20 protein-coding genes are annotated in these 17,767 nt (G+C 33.3%); 18 read left to right on the top strand and 2 right to left on the bottom strand.

Translation table 11 applies throughout. From position 1 onward, the window contains the following. The first annotated feature begins 117 nt into the window (after positions 1 to 117). The 11 genes from NBX25_RS12610 (at position 118) to NBX25_RS12565 (ending at position 11,198) form a co-directional block, all read left to right on the top strand. The gene (locus NBX25_RS12610) at positions 118 to 810 is read left to right on the top strand and encodes a DUF2490 domain-containing protein (protein ID WP_250253863.1); all 693 of its coding nucleotides are present in this window, start codon (positions 118 to 120) and stop codon (positions 808 to 810) included. Positions 811 to 829: 19 nt separating this feature from the next. After that, a complete protein-coding gene (locus tag NBX25_RS12605) occupies positions 830 to 2,116 on the top strand; it encodes a CitMHS family transporter (protein ID WP_123857718.1) in 1,287 nt (428 codons plus the stop codon). Positions 2,117 to 2,204: 88 nt separating this feature from the next. Beyond that, positions 2,205 to 3,425: a dicarboxylate/amino acid:cation symporter gene (locus tag NBX25_RS12600; RefSeq protein WP_250253862.1), complete on the top strand. Its 1,221-nt coding sequence runs from the start codon at positions 2,205 to 2,207 to the stop codon at positions 3,423 to 3,425. A gap of 81 nt (positions 3,426 to 3,506) precedes the next feature. Beyond that, entirely contained in the window at positions 3,507 to 4,229 is a 723-nt protein-coding gene (locus tag NBX25_RS12595) for a DUF3108 domain-containing protein (RefSeq protein ID WP_250253861.1), read from the top strand. A 394-nt stretch (positions 4,230 to 4,623) separates the two neighbouring features. Then, the gene (locus NBX25_RS12590) at positions 4,624 to 4,764 is read left to right on the top strand and encodes a hypothetical protein (protein WP_250253860.1); all 141 of its coding nucleotides are present in this window, start codon (positions 4,624 to 4,626) and stop codon (positions 4,762 to 4,764) included. A 289-nt stretch (positions 4,765 to 5,053) separates the two neighbouring features. After that, entirely contained in the window at positions 5,054 to 5,188 is a 135-nt protein-coding gene (locus tag NBX25_RS24710; RefSeq protein ID WP_262484685.1) for a hypothetical protein, read from the top strand. Positions 5,189 to 5,369: 181 nt separating this feature from the next. Next, positions 5,370 to 5,648, top strand: coding sequence for a co-chaperone GroES (locus NBX25_RS12585; RefSeq protein ID WP_045500963.1), 279 nt, complete (start codon positions 5,370 to 5,372; stop codon positions 5,646 to 5,648). A gap of 99 nt (positions 5,649 to 5,747) precedes the next feature. Continuing rightward, entirely contained in the window at positions 5,748 to 7,373 is a 1,626-nt protein-coding gene (groL, locus tag NBX25_RS12580) for a chaperonin GroEL (RefSeq protein WP_250253859.1), read from the top strand. 423 nt (positions 7,374 to 7,796) lie between these two features. Further along, the gene (locus NBX25_RS12575) at positions 7,797 to 8,051 is read left to right on the top strand and encodes a hypothetical protein (RefSeq protein WP_250253858.1); all 255 of its coding nucleotides are present in this window, start codon (positions 7,797 to 7,799) and stop codon (positions 8,049 to 8,051) included. Between the two features lie 638 nt (positions 8,052 to 8,689). Beyond that, the gene (locus NBX25_RS12570) at positions 8,690 to 10,054 is read left to right on the top strand and encodes a hypothetical protein (RefSeq protein ID WP_250253857.1); all 1,365 of its coding nucleotides are present in this window, start codon (positions 8,690 to 8,692) and stop codon (positions 10,052 to 10,054) included. Positions 10,055 to 10,256: 202 nt separating this feature from the next. Beyond that, entirely contained in the window at positions 10,257 to 11,198 is a 942-nt protein-coding gene (locus NBX25_RS12565) for an FRG domain-containing protein (protein WP_250253856.1), read from the top strand. 163 nt (positions 11,199 to 11,361) lie between these two features. Here NBX25_RS12565 and NBX25_RS12560 read toward each other — a convergent pair whose 3' ends face one another. Next, entirely contained in the window at positions 11,362 to 11,586 is a 225-nt protein-coding gene (locus NBX25_RS12560; RefSeq protein ID WP_068944690.1) for a helix-turn-helix domain-containing protein, read from the bottom strand. Positions 11,587 to 12,108: 522 nt separating this feature from the next. Here NBX25_RS12560 and NBX25_RS12555 point away from each other — a divergent pair. Then, on the top strand, positions 12,109 to 12,663 hold the full coding sequence (locus tag NBX25_RS12555) for a hypothetical protein (RefSeq protein ID WP_250253855.1): 555 nt from the start codon (positions 12,109 to 12,111) through the stop codon (positions 12,661 to 12,663). Between the two features lie 25 nt (positions 12,664 to 12,688). Here NBX25_RS12555 and NBX25_RS12550 read toward each other — a convergent pair whose 3' ends face one another. Further along, the gene (locus NBX25_RS12550; RefSeq protein ID WP_250253854.1) at positions 12,689 to 13,036 is read right to left on the bottom strand and encodes a winged helix-turn-helix transcriptional regulator; all 348 of its coding nucleotides are present in this window, start codon (positions 13,034 to 13,036) and stop codon (positions 12,689 to 12,691) included. Positions 13,037 to 13,118: 82 nt separating this feature from the next. On the opposite strand from NBX25_RS12550, the gene NBX25_RS12545 reads away from it, so the two are divergent. The 6 genes from NBX25_RS12545 to NBX25_RS12520 all read left to right on the top strand — a co-directional run bounded on the left by NBX25_RS12545 (position 13,119) and on the right by NBX25_RS12520 (position 17,677). Further along, a complete protein-coding gene (locus tag NBX25_RS12545; RefSeq protein WP_250253853.1) occupies positions 13,119 to 13,628 on the top strand; it encodes a dihydrofolate reductase family protein in 510 nt (169 codons plus the stop codon). Between the two features lie 214 nt (positions 13,629 to 13,842). Continuing rightward, positions 13,843 to 14,814 (top strand): Kelch repeat-containing protein, encoded by a 972-nt coding sequence (locus NBX25_RS12540; protein WP_250253852.1) that lies wholly within the window; start codon positions 13,843 to 13,845, stop codon positions 14,812 to 14,814. Between the two features lie 100 nt (positions 14,815 to 14,914). Further along, complete coding sequence (locus tag NBX25_RS12535) at positions 14,915 to 15,481, top strand: hypothetical protein (protein ID WP_250253851.1); 567 nt, start codon at positions 14,915 to 14,917, stop codon at positions 15,479 to 15,481. Positions 15,482 to 15,552: 71 nt separating this feature from the next. Then, the gene (locus tag NBX25_RS12530) at positions 15,553 to 16,062 is read left to right on the top strand and encodes a DUF2314 domain-containing protein (RefSeq protein ID WP_250253850.1); all 510 of its coding nucleotides are present in this window, start codon (positions 15,553 to 15,555) and stop codon (positions 16,060 to 16,062) included. Positions 16,063 to 16,156: 94 nt separating this feature from the next. Beyond that, entirely contained in the window at positions 16,157 to 16,870 is a 714-nt protein-coding gene (locus tag NBX25_RS12525) for a hypothetical protein (protein WP_250253849.1), read from the top strand. 246 nt (positions 16,871 to 17,116) lie between these two features. Beyond that, positions 17,117 to 17,677 carry an SHOCT domain-containing protein gene (locus NBX25_RS12520; RefSeq protein ID WP_164464441.1) on the top strand — a complete coding sequence of 187 codons (561 nt, stop codon included), beginning with the start codon at positions 17,117 to 17,119 and terminating at the stop codon, positions 17,675 to 17,677. Positions 17,678 to 17,767: the final 90 nt, after the last annotated feature.

Here is a 17,767-nt window from a genome sequence, read left to right as displayed (position 1 = left end):
GACCTTTTTCTCCCCGGATTGCAGTTTACTGATAAAAACTGCCATTGATTGAAAAATAAATTCACGGCTCCTTCTTATAAATATATTTGAGAAAGCAGGATATTAATTCAATTTTACATGAAAGTTAAATTATCATTAATCACCTTTTTTCTACTAGGTGCAAGTCAATTTGTGATGGCTCAAAGCCGGGACAGTTATAATATGTGGTTCCAATACCTTATGTCTGCAAAACTTACAGATAAAAGTACCTTGACAGCCCTTTCCCAATACCGGTCTTTTGACCTGGCCTATGACACCAGACTTTTTCTGGTTTCTGCTTACGTAGATTATGAAGTTGCTAATGAGGTAAGGCCTGCTGTAGGAGCCATGTTTCTTATTCTGGACTCTTACAAGTCTGATAATACCAAAAAAGAAAGGTATGAAAAAAGACCTTTCCAACAGGTGAGCCTGGGGGGCAATATCGGAAGAACTTCTATTTCTCACCGATTTCGTGTGGAAGAACGGTTCATAAGCAATCCGGATGAATTCATTGTAAGGCTTCGCTATCTTATTTCATTAAGAATCCCATTCAATAAAACCGGGGAGCAAGAAAGATTTTATGGGATCCTGAAAAATGAAATCCGAATGAATGCCAGCAAAGAAGAAACATTCGACAGCAACCGTTTAACCGCCGGGATAGGAATAAAAACAGGAAAAAACTCAGCCATAGAAGTTGCTTTTATCAACCAGCTGGAAACCGGATCTACCAGTAACTATGCCTATATCGGCTATCGAAACAATTTTGACTGGAGAAAAAATAAAAATAAATAACCTCAAATACAAACCATCTATGCTTACATTCCTTGGATTTTTGATGATCATCATTTTTATGGTGCTTATCATGAATAAAAAGATGACTCCTCTTACTGCCTTAGTCATTATTCCTGTAGCCATCGCATTTTTAGCAGGTTTTGGACCTCAGTTGGGAGAAATGATGAAAAATGGAGTCAAGGAAATAGCCCTTACAGGGGTTATGCTCATCTTTGCCATCCTTTATTTCAGTTTAATGATAGACACCGGGCTTTTTGAGCCATTAGTCAATCTTATTTTAAAAGCAGTTGGAGACAACCCTGTCAAAACAACGATTGGAACCGCTATCCTTACCACATTGGTTTCTCTGGATGGTGATGGTTCTTCCACTTATATTATTGTCGTAGCAGCCATGCTTCCTTTATATAAAAAACAAGGAATGAATCCATTAACGCTGACCTGCATCATCATGCTGGCTGGTGGAATTATGAATATTTTACCTTGGGGAGGTCCTACGGCAAGAGTGATGAGCTCCCTGAAACTGGGACACACCGAAATTTTTGTGCCTATGATCCCTATCATGGCTTTAGGTATTATCTGGGTAATTTTTGTGGCCTACATTCTGGGAAAAAAAGAAAAGAAACGCATTGCAAAATATGGGAAGTATACGAAATACAGTACAGGAGACATTGCGGGAGAATCTGATCCTCAGCTTCTTCGTCCAAAACTGATCTGGGTGAATTTAATATTGACTCTCGTTCTATTAACGGTAATGATATTAGACATTGTTCCTTTAGGGATTGCTTTTATGATTGCCTTTTGTATTGCCTCTGTCATCAATTATCCCAAGTTGAAAGACCAGCAGAAAATTATTTCAAAACATGCCGGAAATGCTTTGTCTGTAGCAGGAATGATCTTTGGAGCAGGAATCTTTACGGGGATTCTTAATGGAACCGGCATCATGCAGGCTATGGGAAATAGTATGATAGATATTGTGCCCAAAAGCTGGGGCAGTTATCTGAATATTATTACAGCAATTTTCAGTGTTCCACTTACTTTCTTTCTTACGAATGATGCGTATTATTTTGGGATATTACCTATTATTGAGGCTACAGGACGTCAGCTAGATATTGCCCCTGAAATATTAGGAAGAGCAAGTCTTGTCGGTCAGGCTTCCCACTTATTAAGTCCGTTGGTTCCCTCCACTTATCTGTTGGTATCCTTAGCCGGTGTAGAATATTCTGACCACCTGAAGTATACTTTAAAATGGGCAATTGGATCATCAATTATTATGCTTTTAGGAGCATTAGTTCTTGGAACCATATGATAAAAATGTAATGAATAATGAGTATCTTCAATCTCAGAAATAATAATACAGCTTAAAAATTGTTTTGTAAAAACAGCTTATTTTTCAGATGAAATCCTTACAATCTCAAAAAACATTTACCGGAAAATATCTTAAAAATCTTACATTGTATGTGTTTACAGCAATGATAGGAGGCGTATTGGCTGGTCATTATGTTCCTGAGGAAAGTATAAGGCTGGGAGTGGTGAGCCGGTATTTTTTCATGATCCTGGAAACACTGATCCTTCCTGTTATATTTATGGCAGTGGTATATGGAATCAGCCAGCTGTCTGATCTCAAAAATGCCCGAAATATTGTATGGCAGACGATTTTATATTTTTTGGTAATCACTTCCATCGCTATTATCGTAGGTTTCGTTTTTGGGTTAATGATGCAGCCCGGTTCTGATACAGGAATAGATGTCACCAAAATCAATACGGCGTTACCCAAAACATTTGAAATTAAAGATGATAGTGTACCCAACCTTATCTATCTCAACAGGCATGGTATTTTTCTATTCCTCTCTATTGTGATCGGAATTGCTATGAATTTTTCTTCAAAAAAAGAAAAATTTCTGAATATATTGGATCAGGGCGTGAATATTTTTTATACGGTCATTAAGTACCTTTACATCATTCTACCCCTCATTATTTTCTGTAATATCGCCTATGGTGTTTCTGTATATGGTCTCAATACCCTTCTTCCCCTGAGTAAAGTAGTTGCCACTGTATATATAGCGGATATTGTATTTATTTTTGGAATTCTGGGGGCTGTTTCCTTTGTTTTCAAGTTCAATCTTTGGAAATTTTTACTGAACATCAAAGAAGAAATTATCCTGGTAGTCAGTACCTCATCTTCTAAAGCAGCCTTCCCTCTCATTTTTGAAAAAATGGAATCTGAAGGATACAGCAGGAAAATTTTAAGGTTTATTATTCCTTTAGGATATAATTTTAATCTTGCCGGAGCCTGTATCTATCTCGCCGTGACTTGTTGTTTTCTGGTTCAATTTTATGCGATTTCGTTAAGTCTCAATGATTATCTGTGGCTTTTTATCATCGTTTCTATTACCTCAAAAACAGCCTCCGGTGTGCCTGGTTCAGGATTTTTGGCTCTTATTTTCACCTTGAACAGATTCGGGAAAATTCCGTTGACAGATATTGCCCTTCTTTACAGTGTGGATCGTTTTATGAATGAGGCCAGATCGGTAACCAACTTTATAGGAATTGCCGTTTCCGGAGCTATTATTTCAAAGATCAATCAACAACAGAAAAGTAAAAAGATTTCTGTTTAATATTATTTGAAAAATTGTTATTAAAATACATTCAATCCTGTAACTTTTTGAATTTCAATACAACTAACTAATAAAAAGACCATGAGAACATTCTTATTCCTTTTATTAGTGAGCAGCTTGAATCTTTTTTCGCAACAGCTTCTCAGCCCTGAAAATATACAGATCAATTCTAAATTAATCAAAGATGAAACATCAGAATCTGTATGGTATGCTGAAAATGCCGGTACAAAAATAGAAATCGGAAGTATTATTACAGAAATCAAAAAGCTGAACGAAACAGATCTTCTTATCAAAACAACAGTGAAAATGAAACAAGCTCCTGATGCTCAATGGACAGATTCTACTATTGTAAAAACCTCAAATTTCACCCCGGAATATCATTCTTCTTACAACTCCATGCGAGACATGGTTCTGAAGTCCGATAAAGATAAAGTGACCGGATATTATCTGGATAAAAAGACGCAGAAAAAAGATAATATTGATATTCCGGCAACTCAATATTTTGACAGCAGCAGTTATGCAATGCTGATAAGATTTCTTCCATGGAAAGAACACTATTCTGCCGAAATTTCTATTTTCGACTACAACCCAAAATCTGAGAAAAAAGGAATGATGAAAGCTTATATTCTGGATACCCAAAAGTCAGAATATAAAGGAAAAACGGTCTGGGTTGTGAAAACAAATGACGATATCAGTAACAAAACCACTACCACCACCTACTATATTGATCCTGTAACAAGAAAAATTGTGAAACAGGAAATGGATATGAATGGAAGAAAAATGTTTCTGGAGATGACCTCATAAGAAGACAGATATTAAAATATCAATAACAGCCCTCTGTCTACAAACGATTTAACAAACTGTATTAAAAACATTTACCTTTGAATCAACAATAAAAACACAAGCTGTCAAAAAAACTGATTGACACTAAATGTTCAGGATTTAAAAAACAAAGGTATTATCTATGAAAAATGCAAAGCTACTAAACAGAGACACACAGAAATCCATTTTTGGAGGGTTATCTACTGCAAAACTTGTTTGTTGTGATTATGATGACCGTATGAAATGTATCCGCTGGATCGGACCAGGGCAATTTTGTCCATAGAATAAAGGGTAAGAATAAAAAATGATTTCAAAAGTATTATCCTGAACCAAATAACAATACTTGAAGAATCATACAAATTCAACATCATTATCTATGAAAAATGCAAAACTATTAAACAGAGACGCTCAAAAAGTGATTTGCGGAGGAATTGTTACAGCCAGAATCAAATGCTGCGAAAAAGACAGAAATGGGAACTGTACTTTATGGATCGGACCGGGGCAATATTGTCCATAAATCCTAATAAAAAAGATGATATAGAAGCTGGAAATTTTTCCGGCTTCTTTTTTTATATTCTCCTTTGTTGTAACGATCTTATCTCAATAAGTTTTATCATTCATTTTTTTAACCATATAAAAAGAACAGCTAACAACTGATAACCAATTAATTAATTTTAAAAAAACAATTAAAATATATCACAAATAATGGAAAAAAACTTATCTTTGATTGATTTTATAACACCAAATGTCAAAATCCTGATTGACTTTAAACGCTCAGGAAGTATACAAATTAAATATTATTAACTATGAAAAATGCCAAATTACTAAGCAGAGATGCTCAGAAATCAATCAACGGCGGTGCGGCAGGACGCTTTTGCTGTGAGTACAATTACAAAGGACAATGTATCTTATGGATCGGACCGGGACAATATTGTCCATAAAAACAGGTTCCATAAAAATTAAACACCTAAAATAAAAGCCGGAATTTTCCGGCTTTCTGTTTTTTATTTTTCTGCCAAATTTTCACATTCCGTCATAAAAGTCTGCCATTTCAGCCGTCACCGTCTCATGGCATACATTTAGAGAATTACAACACAGAAATAATTAAAAAATAAATATATTATGTCAGTAAACTTTAAACCATTGGCAGACAGAGTTCTGGTAGAGCCAATCGCAGCAGAAACTAAAACAGCTTCAGGTATTATTATCCCGGATACTGCAAAGGAAAAGCCGCAAGAAGGTACTGTAGTGGCAGTAGGACCTGGTAAAAAAGATGAACCTACAACGGTTCAGGTAGGTGACAAAGTTCTTTATGGAAAATATTCAGGTTCTGAATTGAAGTTAGAAGGTAAAGATTACTTAATTGTAAAAGAAGCTGACTTATTAGGGATCATCGGTTAATTTGTAAAAAGTAAAAAGTAAAATGTATTCATGTAAAATGATATTTTCAGGATACATCATTCATACATTGTACAAAGTACATTAATACAATAAAAAATTATGGCAAAAGAAATAAAATTCGATATTGAATCAAGAGACGCTTTAAAAAGAGGTGTAGATGCATTGGCTAATGCAGTAAAAGTAACTTTAGGTCCTAAGGGAAGAAATGTGGTTATCGAAAAATCTTTCGGTGCTCCACACGTAACTAAGGACGGGGTGTCTGTTGCAAAAGAAATCGAACTTGAAGACAGAGTAGAAAATATGGGAGCGCAAATGGTAAAAGAAGTTGCGTCCAAAACTAATGATATTGCAGGAGACGGTACTACTACCGCTACTGTTTTAGCACAAGCTATCGTAAGAGAAGGTCTTAAGAATGTAGCTGCCGGTGCTAACCCAATGGATCTTAAAAGAGGAATCGACAAAGCAGTAAGCGCAGTTGTTGAAAACCTTAAATCTCAATCTAAAACAGTTGGAGATTCTACAGAAATGGTAAAACAAGTTGCTTCTGTATCTGCTAACAATGATGAAACGATCGGTGCTTTGATCGCTGAAGCTTTCGGAAAAGTAGGTAAAGAAGGAGTAATCACTGTAGAAGAAGCTAAAGGTATCGATACAACAGTTGACGTTGTAGAAGGTATGCAGTTTGACAGAGGATACCAGTCACCTTACTTTGTGACTAACCCTGAGAAAATGTTAGCTGAACTTGAAAACCCATATATCCTTTTAGTAGAGAAGAAAATCTCTTCAATGAAAGAATTATTACCAGTTCTTGAGCCAATTGCACAAGGTGGTAAGTCTCTATTAATTATCTCTGAAGAAGTGGAAGGGGAAGCTTTAGCTACTTTAGTAGTAAACAAACTAAGAGGTTCTCTTAAAATTGCGGCTGTAAAAGCTCCGGGATTCGGAGACAGAAGAAAAGCAATGTTAGAAGATATCGCAATCCTTACAGGTGGACAGGTAATTTCTGAAGAGCAAGGTTTCACTATGGAAAACATCTCTTTAGATATGCTTGGAACGGCTGAGAAAGTAACGATTGACAAAGACAACACAACGGTTGTAAACGGTGGTGGTGACGAAGCGAAAATCAAAGGAAGAGTAGCTCAGATCAAAGCTCAGATGGAAACGACAACTTCTGATTACGACAGAGAAAAACTTCAGGAAAGATTAGCTAAGTTAGCTGGTGGTGTTGCTGTCCTTTATGTAGGTGCTGCTTCTGAAGTAGAAATGAAAGAGAAAAAAGACAGAGTAGATGATGCCCTTCACGCTACAAGAGCTGCAGTGGAAGAAGGTATCGTTGCAGGAGGTGGTGTTGCTTTAGTAAGAGCAATCTCAGCTTTAGATAACCTTACCGGAATCAATTCTGACGAAACTACAGGGATCAAAATCGTTAAGAGAGCTATCGAAGAGCCATTAAGACAAATCGTTGCTAACGCAGGTGGTGAAGGTTCTGTAATCGTTGCTAAAGTAGCAGAAGGTTCAGGAGACTTCGGATACAATGCTAAAACTGACGAGTATGTTCACATGCTTGAAGCAGGAATCATTGACCCAACTAAAGTAACAAGAGTTGCCCTTGAAAATGCAGCTTCTGTATCTGGAATGCTTTTAACAACTGAGTGTGTCATCACTGAAATTAAGAGTGCTGAACCAGCTATGCCAATGGGTGGTGGAATGCCAGGAATGATGTAATAGCAAGTCGCTAAGACAAATTTAATATATAAACCGTTCTGCTTTTGTAGGGCGGTTTTTTGTTTTTATGGTTTCCCGTAAGGAATTCTTTTTATAAAATTATAATTTTGTAAAAAGAACCATAGAGAAAGCATTAAAGATGTCCATTTTAGCAACTGTTAACCAATAAATTATCTTTAAAGAACTGCCAATAAGTCTCCCTCCAAAAAAATAATTAATGAAAATTTGTCACATTATAGGTAAATAAAAAGACCATTTTAGAAATAATCAATAATGGAATAAAAATTGAAAATACTAAAATGGTAATGAATTGAATACCTTTAAATTTCTGATATCCGAATTGAGACCTCAAATATAGGAAAATTTATAAAACTTCAATCACCGAGAAATCTCACTCGGATTGTTGAGTGTAAGATATAGCTTATGAAAGATACATTGTATTATTTAAGTTATGATTTGATCAAAAATAAAGATTATCAAACTTTATATGCTGAACTACAAAAGTATGGAGCAAAAAGAGTTTTAGAATCTGTTTGGTGTTTTAAGTATACTAATAATAACACCGAAGCTTTGAGAGATCATTTTATGAAGTTTATTGATAGTGATGACAAACTATTAGTTATCAAATCAGCACATTGGGCAGGTTGTAGACTAATGTCTGACCCAAATAAACTTTAATTTTTAAAGAGTTGGAAGTCTTCTTCCAGCTCTTTTTCTTTTAAATCCTCACATTAACTGTAATAGAAAAATTATAACTGCAGCTAACATTGTGTTGCCTCGCTGCGCAAAGTCTCACGACTTTGAGCAAATAATAGTAGGTATCATTCCCCTCCAACTAAAGTAACAAGAGTTGCTCTTGAAAACGCAGCTTCTGTATCTGGAATGCTTTTTAACAACTGAATGGGTTATCACTGAAGTAAAGAGCGCTGAACCAGCTATGCCAATGGGTGGTGGAATGCCAGAAATGATGTAATAGCAAGTCGCTAAGACAAATTTAATATATAAACCGTTCTGCTTTTGTAGAACGGTTTTTTGTTTTATGGTTTCCCGTAAGGAAAGCCCTTTTTAATATTTTAGTTTAGCAGGAAATTTATATCTAAAATAACAATCTGCAAAAAATATAACATTAATTATATAAAATATTAATATAATATGTAGATTCGGATTTTATTTAAAACACTAATAACTAAAGAAATTCATGAAACCAAGAGTATTTGTAAGTTCTACTTACTATGATTTGAAACATGCAAAAGAGAAAATTGGGAAATTTATTGATAATTATTATTTAAAACTATCAAAAAACCAATCATACTTCCATGGATATAAGTTCTAAAGATTTCAAACAAATTTTAAATGGTACATCTATACAAGATAAACTATTCTCATATATTGTACAATATGAGAGTGATAAAATAATATTAAATGGAGATTTCAAATTAAGTGATGATATTATTTTTGAAGAAAATGAAATTTATGACAAAGAAATTATTTTTGATGGGGGCACATATAAAAACATAATTTTCCTTGGAGCAAAGTTCAATAAGGTTTTATTTCGTAGAGGTGATTTTAATGGTTTTGTAAGTATTAGGGGTGGAACTATCAAAAACTTAATTTTACTAGGCGGCAATTTCAAACATTGGCTTGGCACGCTTGATGGAATTCTTAATAATGAAAATGAAGTTTTGAAAACCAACCAAAGCCTTAAAATAAATAGATTTGAAATTGAAGGTGGAAGTTATACTAACAATATTTGGATTTCAGGCGGTGATATTAGTAGTTTAGAAATCAAATGCGTTACCCCTGTTAAAATTCACTGCTTACCCAATGATGATAAAATTTTTGATATCAAAACAAATACTTATACTAAAAAGTATTCTTCAAAACCAAGAATAAAGAATTTTCTAATTTCTCGCTATTCAAATAGAGATACCTTCTATCATTTAAGCGAATTAGATTTAGACACTTTAAAATTTGAGAACTTTACAAATATTGGAAATATAACAATTTCGAAAATCTCAATTTCGGAATCGTTATCCTTTGAAAATTCAGATTTGGGTAAAACAACATTTATTGACTGTAATTTTTTTGACCAAAAAATGATATTCGATTCATCAAAAATCACAGAAATAGCTCTTGCAGGCACATCTTTACCAAATCCTATAAATATTGATAGCACAAATATTGATAAAACATCTCAAAGAAAACTTGCTCTTAGCCAAATAAAGAAAGTTTATCAGAATATGGGAGATAATCTAACCGCGAGCCAATACCATACTGAAGAACTAGATACCTATTTAAGTACATTAAGCTGTGGGACCGAAAAAATTAATTTAAGTCTCAATAAATTTACAAATAATCATGGTCAAAGCTGGGGAAGGGCATTAGTGCTTTTATGTGTATCAACAATTCTATTATATTCATTATATTGTAATAGCTTAGGTTTTAAAATTAATTGTAAAAGTAATGGTGATAATTATTTTTGGAAAAATGCAGTTTATTTATTAGAGTTTCTAAACCCAATTAGAAAAAGTGACTTTTTACCAAAAATTTTATTAGATAAACCTGAATCAGAAATTTCTGCTGCAAGTATTCTTATTGATAATGTATCAAAAATAATAAACTCCTATTTAATATATCAATTTGTCGCTGCATTTAGAAAATTTGGGAAAAAGAGCGAATAATAATTAATAGTATTGTAAAAATTCAATGGAATAATCCATACTATCTCTATACATTACAAAATATAGTTGTATGATTTTAAACCAATTACCAATGGGTCATATTCTATAGTGTTAACTTTTTTAGATTATATTATTAGAATGTTTAATTTATAATACTAAAACAACACAAAAAGATTCAGATTCAGATCAAAAGTAAAATAATATGAAATTAGAAGAATATAAAACATTTGAAGATAAAAAATATTTTTTCAAGGATGGTGATTTGAAACTGGATAAGGATGTTCAGAAAATATTTGATGCAATTAAAGCTTTTCAAGAGATAGGAGATGGATTTATATACAGAGGCTGTGGAGAAGCCAAATATAAATTGTATAATTCTGCTCAACGAATGTATATAAATCAAGAACTTCACAAACAGGTACAAGATGATATGATTAGTGAACATTACAAAGATTTTATATCAAACTTAATTACCGCAACAAAGAAATGGAACAATGAGGTAGTTAAAAAACTTTTGATAAATTCTGGAATTGATGAGAACAATGATTTGGCATATCTAAGCTACATGCAACATTTTGGCGTTCCAACACCATTTTTAGATTATACTAGTAACCCATATGTTGCTTTATTTTTTGCTATAGATGGCATAAATTTCACTCCTAGTGATAACGAAATTGATAATTATTTTTCCCTGTATTATACTTATAAAATGAATACAGCGTTTATAACATGGCAAATGGTTTTTGATAAAAATATCAAAGAAAAGGATATTTCATATGAATCAATTGATTTAAATTGTATGAGTATAATATTACCTGAAACCGAATTTTATAAAATTTTTAATAGTGCAAATATCATTAATCAAGAGGGATTATTTTTATTTAATAATCATCCTTGGTATCCTTTAGAAAGAACTTATAAAGAAGATGTAGAACATACTAAAAGTTCTCTTGGGGAAGATAAATTTAAAGAATTAATGATTCTAGATACTGTGTCAGGCTGTATCAATATACATAAATCATTAATTCCTGCAATAAGACTTAAATTAAATGAGATGGGAATTACAGCGAATTACATATATCCAGATATGGTTAATTTTAAACATACAATTATCAACGATGGAATATTGAAAAGTTTAAACTAACAATTTATATTAAATTATAGTTAGTAAATATTAAGTAATATTAGAAAAATATCTGTTTATTTTATTTACCTGCTGCGCAAAGTCTCCTGACTTTGAACCAATAAAATAAAACAATCAATTTAAAAATAATCTCCGAAGTTTTCAGACTTCGGAGATTGGCTTATTATTCTATTTTAAAATCAAATAATTCTTGAGGATGAACTTCTAAACCTTTAGCTAGTTCCTGTATTGTTGAAATCCTTAAATCAACTTCCCCTTTTTCAATTTTACTGATATTGCTATGGTCTACATCACATTTCTGAGCTAACTCACGATAGCTTAATCCCATCTTCTTTCTAAATTTTTCAACTCTTTTACCAAAAGCGATTCGAAATTCAATTCTATCCATTGCAATACCATTATCAGAGCAATTTGGAAAGTTTACAAGAAAAAAATGTAGTTGAATTAACCTACAATTCAAAAATTATATTATATTTGTACAATAAGCTACAATAAATGTAGCTTTGCGATACTTCAAAGAAATATAGAAGCTATTGCTTAGAATCTCGCCATTGGAAACTGGTAATTTTTAGGAACGAGACGATAAGCTAGAAGCTCACGACCTAGGCGTGGGCTCTCTTATCTGTTCCCAGGTATACCAGTACCTCAATGGCAGATATTGTAGAGTCTCATGCCGTTTTTATTTTCATGCTGTTCTACTTTTCTACAATTATCTTTTTCTAAGCCTGCTTTACCACATAAAGTATCATGATACGGTACAATGGGGTGTACAATCCATTGCGGCTTTCGGGCTTTTAGAAAAACACAAATTCTATCATATTCATTCGGCTTGTATAGACAGGAAGTTCAGGCATTACAGGACTTACTTCTTTACTGCCGGGTAAAATCGTACAACAAAAAATACACACTCATGAAAAAAAACAGAACAGACTTTCAATCCCGGCTTGGAAAAGGTCGGAAGAAATATTATGGCTTACAGCAGATAGAAACATTTTTTCAACTCAATGATCTGACAGCCACCAAAGAGCTGTTAAACAACATTATGAGTTATGCTATCAAAAGAAATAGCTGGATAAAGGAAGAACCTTCCGTCATTTATCATTTTCACCAGGCAATGCGGTCATTTGTCCGTGCAGGCTACTTTTTAATGTTGAAGGAAAAGAAATTATTTGTCAATACTCAGTTGGAAGATGTTTCACCGTTGGCTCTTGGTTTACTATCGGAGAAAGAATACCAAAATCCTCTGCTGGTCTTTAAAAAAGCATTTAAAGAATACAGCGTTAAGGAATTTGATTATTTTATTTCCGGGATGGTCTATTTCTCAATGGGGATCTATGACAAGCTACCGGAAAGGAATATGATAAACCCGTATATTCATATGATCAAAATGCTGGATGCAGCTTACCTTATTATTGAAAGAAGAGAAAATAAAGCTTTCAAAATCAAGAAAGGTGATTTGATGTAAACTCAACTTCTTAATGATATAAAAATCACTTCTCCTTTATTTTCTTTCTATGCTTCAACCCAAAATTAATTAAAGCATTGACAACCTCTTCAGTTTCTGCAGCGTGTGTGGTAAGTGCATACGAAACGGTAACAGGTTTAGTGTTATTAACCGTTCGGGTGATCAGTAAGTTATCTTCCAGCTCCTGCAGCACTTTGGATAAAACTTTTGGACTTATTCCCTGAGCTATTTCCTGCAAATCTTTGAACCGCATTGTTTCGTGATGATACAAATTATGCAGAATACAGAATTTCCATTTGCCGCCCAATAATTCAATGGCATCTTTAAGGGCCAATATTTGTTCTTTACTGATGTCATTTTTTTTAGTACTCATACAATAGTTACTTTCCAAAAGGTAACGGATAGTAAAGGTAAAGTTTCTTTCAGATAATTTTACACGGTAAAAAAAATTAAAAATGAAAGTAACAGTAATTGCCAACATTTCAGCTAATGGTAAAGTATTATTATCCGATCATCCACATCATCAATTGCCACCAGAAGCTATGGAGTTTTATTTAACATTCGCAAAAAAAGTGGGGAACCTTGTTATAGGCTTTAAAACGTTTGAAAATTTTTTAACCTTCCCACAGGAAGTCAAAGACCATTTCAGCGGAATAGAAATCGTAATACTCTCGGAAAAGCCTTACCCATCAAAAGACTACAAGACGGTTAAAAGTCCTGAAGAAGCTATTGAATATATGTCAGAAAAAGGTTGGCATGAAATGGCTGTTGGTGGCGGAACAGGTGCTTTTAATGCTTTTATAGACAAAGATTTGGTAACGGACATTTATTTTAATCTTCATCCACTCATCACAGGAGTTGGCGGTGTTTTAGGAAACAGCAGTGAACTGAACTCAAAATTTAAACATAAAGAATATAACCTTAAAAACGGTTTTATTCAACTGCATCTAAGCAAAGAAGACTGAATAACACCGAGCCAAAAAGGTGAATACAGTCTTGGATATATTCTGGATGAAAAAAATATTCTTCTGTCAATCTTACTAAAGAGGAAAAGAAAGAAGCTCATCAACTTTTCCTTATCTTTGAAATACGATTATTCTCTTAAGGAATCCTGTATAAAAAATAAACCTGAATCATTGAAAGAAAATCAAATAGAACCAAACACTAAAACGCCTTCCATTGAAAACAAAATTAGTATTCCTGTCTTTTTTAGGTACACTGCTCACCCAAGCGCAAACCCTTGATTTTAAAAATCTTGCCAATATGTCTGTAGGCAGAGGTGCTACAGCCAGTGTAATTGTGGATGATAATATCTATATAAGCAATGGATATCAGGAAAAGGGAGGTAATGCCAATTATATTGAGAAATATAATATTACAGATAATAAATGGAATGTTCTCGATGCTACTCTACTTCCCAAAAAATTGGCTAACTCAGAGACTTACCATAATAAAATTTATATTTTTAACGGTTGGGGGAATAGCCATCTTGAAATTGTAGACCTTGCAACCAATACCATAACGAAGGGAGCTGTTAATCGTTCCTATACAGGAAATGCAGGTTCTACCATCCATAATGGAAAAATATATGTGTTTGGCGGAAGCGGACTCAATGGAGCGGCAACCACTGTATTTTCTAATAGATTCCAATATTATGATATTGCTACCAATACATGGCATTCATTACCCGATATGCCCACAGCCAGAGAAACTAAGGGCAAAATTGTGAATGACAAACTGTATGTCATTGGTGGTTTTAATGGTACTCCCTCCCGTCTGATCAATGTTTATGACCTCAAAACTAATCTTTGGACCAATCAATACACGATGCCTGCTGGTATATACGGACACTCATTAGCCGTATCCGGTAATAAGATTTTTATTGCAGGGGGTGTTAATAATCAAGCTTTTATAGCCTATTTTGATACGACAACCAATAAGTTACACCAATTATCATCCAATATGATTCCCAGAAGGCATGCCACAGCGGAAATATATAACAATAAACTATACATCATCGGCGGAAGTACAACGTCTGTTACCAGTTCAGCTATTAAAAGCATACAAGTGGCAGATATCAGCGAAAGTATACTCGCTGCACAAAGTCACCCGACTTTGAACAAAAATTCCAAAGCATACACCCAACACTAGAAAGCTTCAGATAGCAAAAAATAATATAATGGTAATGTAGTGGTGCATACATAATAGTAAAACAATGGATAAATTTGAATAGTAATAACCATACAATACCATGCAAACAGATTTTTTCGGAACAGTGGAGGATAAAAAATTAATATTGGATTTTATATTTTCAGAAACTAATTATCTCGTTTTTGATCATTATTCTGAATTTGGAGAAGAATTAAAACAGTATTTTTCAACCAACGAAATTCTGGAAAAATTTGATTTAGAAAACGGCAAACAAAATGCCGTTACATTTGGGCTTTGGAATCCGCTAGATAAAACCAAAAATATCGTTCGAAAAGTGACGTTAGATCCTAAATATTGTAACGGACATACGTTTCGATACACAAGTGAAGGCTGGGGAATCCAAAGATTATATTTTGGCGGAATCCAAAATGGTTTTCTCAATGCATCCCAGTTTATGGGATTTAACGAAAAAGGAGCCATAGCAAAAGATTCTATACATCCGGATCATGAACAAGAAGCTCATCAATTAGACTGGAAACTTATTCGCTCCGATCAAAGAAAACTTAAAAATTATATTGAGAAAAAACTTGGAGCTGAAAAGCATACTCGCGGAATCATTTTAAAGAATGCCAACCAACTCATTACCCATTACGAATTAAAAATATAATACTAAAGAGCACAGAATAAGAACAATGGATAGCCATTTAGAAAATCAAATTAATATTATTAGATTAAATCATGCATTTTAAGTTTCCAATCTATCTACTTTCATGTCTTGCCCTACAAAACTGTCAGAAAAAAGATAAAATTGTAAAAGTAGATAATGAGCCCGGTATTCACATTTTACAAGGAGAAGACAGCGAAATGAATACCGCAATAGAAAACGCACAAAACTCGTTATATCAATTTAAACAAGCAATAGAAAGTCACAATCCGGATTATTATAATTTCGCATTGAAAGAGAGATTTGCCGCAGCAGATTCCAGTTATGAACATATCTGGATAAGCGAAGTTCAATATTCTGACTATAAATTCTATGGAATTGTAGATGGAGAACCCATTTCAACAATGGAGGTAAAACTAGGAGATACTATTGAAATTAATCCTCAGAATATCACGGATTGGATGTATATTGATAAAAACATGGTAAAAGGAGCGTATACCACCAGAGTGTTAAGGAAAAGAATATCAAAAGAAGAGCGGGAGCAGATGGACAAGGAAAGTGGTTTTGTTTTTGAGAATGAGTAAACAAAACAATGACGTATTTGAGAAATGTAAAATTACTCTTAAAACGGCATTTTATTTGATGAAAGGGTTTGTTATATTTTGAAAAAACTAATCTATGAAAAGGCTTATTCTAATTACTTTATTTTCAATCCCTTCAATTTTTCATTCACAAAATAAAGATATTGCAGGAATCTATGGAGAAGGTTTAATTGGGAAATTTAACCCTCAAGCCAACTATATTGAACTTAAATCTGATTCTACATTTGTTCTTACTAATTTTGGAAAAAAATATCAGGGAGACTGGTCTCTTTCTGGCAACAAAATATTATTAAATCCAAAAACCAAAAGGGAGTTTGCCAAAGTAAACATGAAAGAATCTAAGATCACATCTGATTCTGTTACCATTAAAATCAATTACATCCCTGAGTCCAATCCATCGGAAAATCAAGAATTTAGAATAGCGACTATTTATTTTGATAAAAAAAGAAATTATGTTAACCTTCTTAAATCGCCTTACATTAAGCAATGTTTTTGGGCTCCATCTATCAAAAATCAACACATTCTTAAAGCCGATAATTCAATTGTAATTTCTCAAAAAGAATTTTCACAAATTGGATTTATGACTTACAATTTAGAGGATTATATTGTTTTTCAAAAAAAGAATAAAGATTCTAATTTTTTCGAGTTTGAAATTGAAGATGTTCTTACAAACGAAAATATTCTCAAAGAAAAATATTTTATTCTTGACGGAAAGTTTTTACACTATCCGAATAAAAAGGGTAAACCAGATATCATGCGGGTCCCCTTAATTAAAAAGAAAATGGAATAGAAATAATGATATCTCTGCTCTGCAAAATCTCCCAACTTTGTACAAAAAATTTCAATTTTTTAGAATACATTCCCAAATCTGAAGATATTCTTATAGTTCATCTTTTTCTGAAGCTATAATTCTTATTCATGCGAATGCAGATATTTTGTATTGAGGTAAATCGCTTATAGATAAGGATTCCCGTAAGGTAAGCTCTGCCCCATGTTTTATTTTTGGCTTTCAATTTTGATTATTAAAAATAAAACAATGAAAAGACTAGTCTTATTATTTACCATGCTGATTTTTGGAAGTTCTTACGCGCAAAACACTCCAACATTTGAAAATGATACCCTTACTACCTCAACAGGTTTTAAGGTGTATGAAGGTTTAGACCTGAAAATCGGGACAGGCTCTATGAATGATGGCGATTTTAAATTTATCAGAACCAATGCCTCTTCCCTATTCAATTATTCTTCAACTACAGGATATCAGGGACTGGCCAATCAGGCAAATTCTTTTAAAAGAAGCAACTCCGGGCTGTCATTCAAGGTTAAAAAAATAATGTCGAGAGGGAACAAAAAAAATGGTTTTGTGTATTATGCTAAAATCGGGAGCGGTCTCATGAATTATGAAATAGATCTTGAAAACGCCATCAGATCAGGTGAGCTGATTGTTCCGGATGAATTTTTACCTAAAGAAAAATCTCAGCGTCTGAATTCGGAAACGAAATATGACAGACTGAAGAAAATTAAAGAATTGAAAGAGTCCGGCGTCCTGTCTGAAGAAGAATTCCAAAAGGAAAAAGATAAAATAATGGCTGAAAAATAGCTTTCATGCATAACCGTTCTGTTCTCAGAGCGGTTTTTATTTTTTAGACTTAATATCTCCCCTTCATTATTCATAGATTTATTGGTAGAT

The sequence above is a fragment of the Chryseobacterium sp. Marseille-Q3244 genome, from assembly GCF_940807095.1.
In the GTDB taxonomy this organism is placed as follows: domain Bacteria; phylum Bacteroidota; class Bacteroidia; order Flavobacteriales; family Weeksellaceae; genus Chryseobacterium.
Note: the sequence above shows the minus strand (reverse complement) of the source record. Positions and strands in the feature narration are given on the sequence as shown.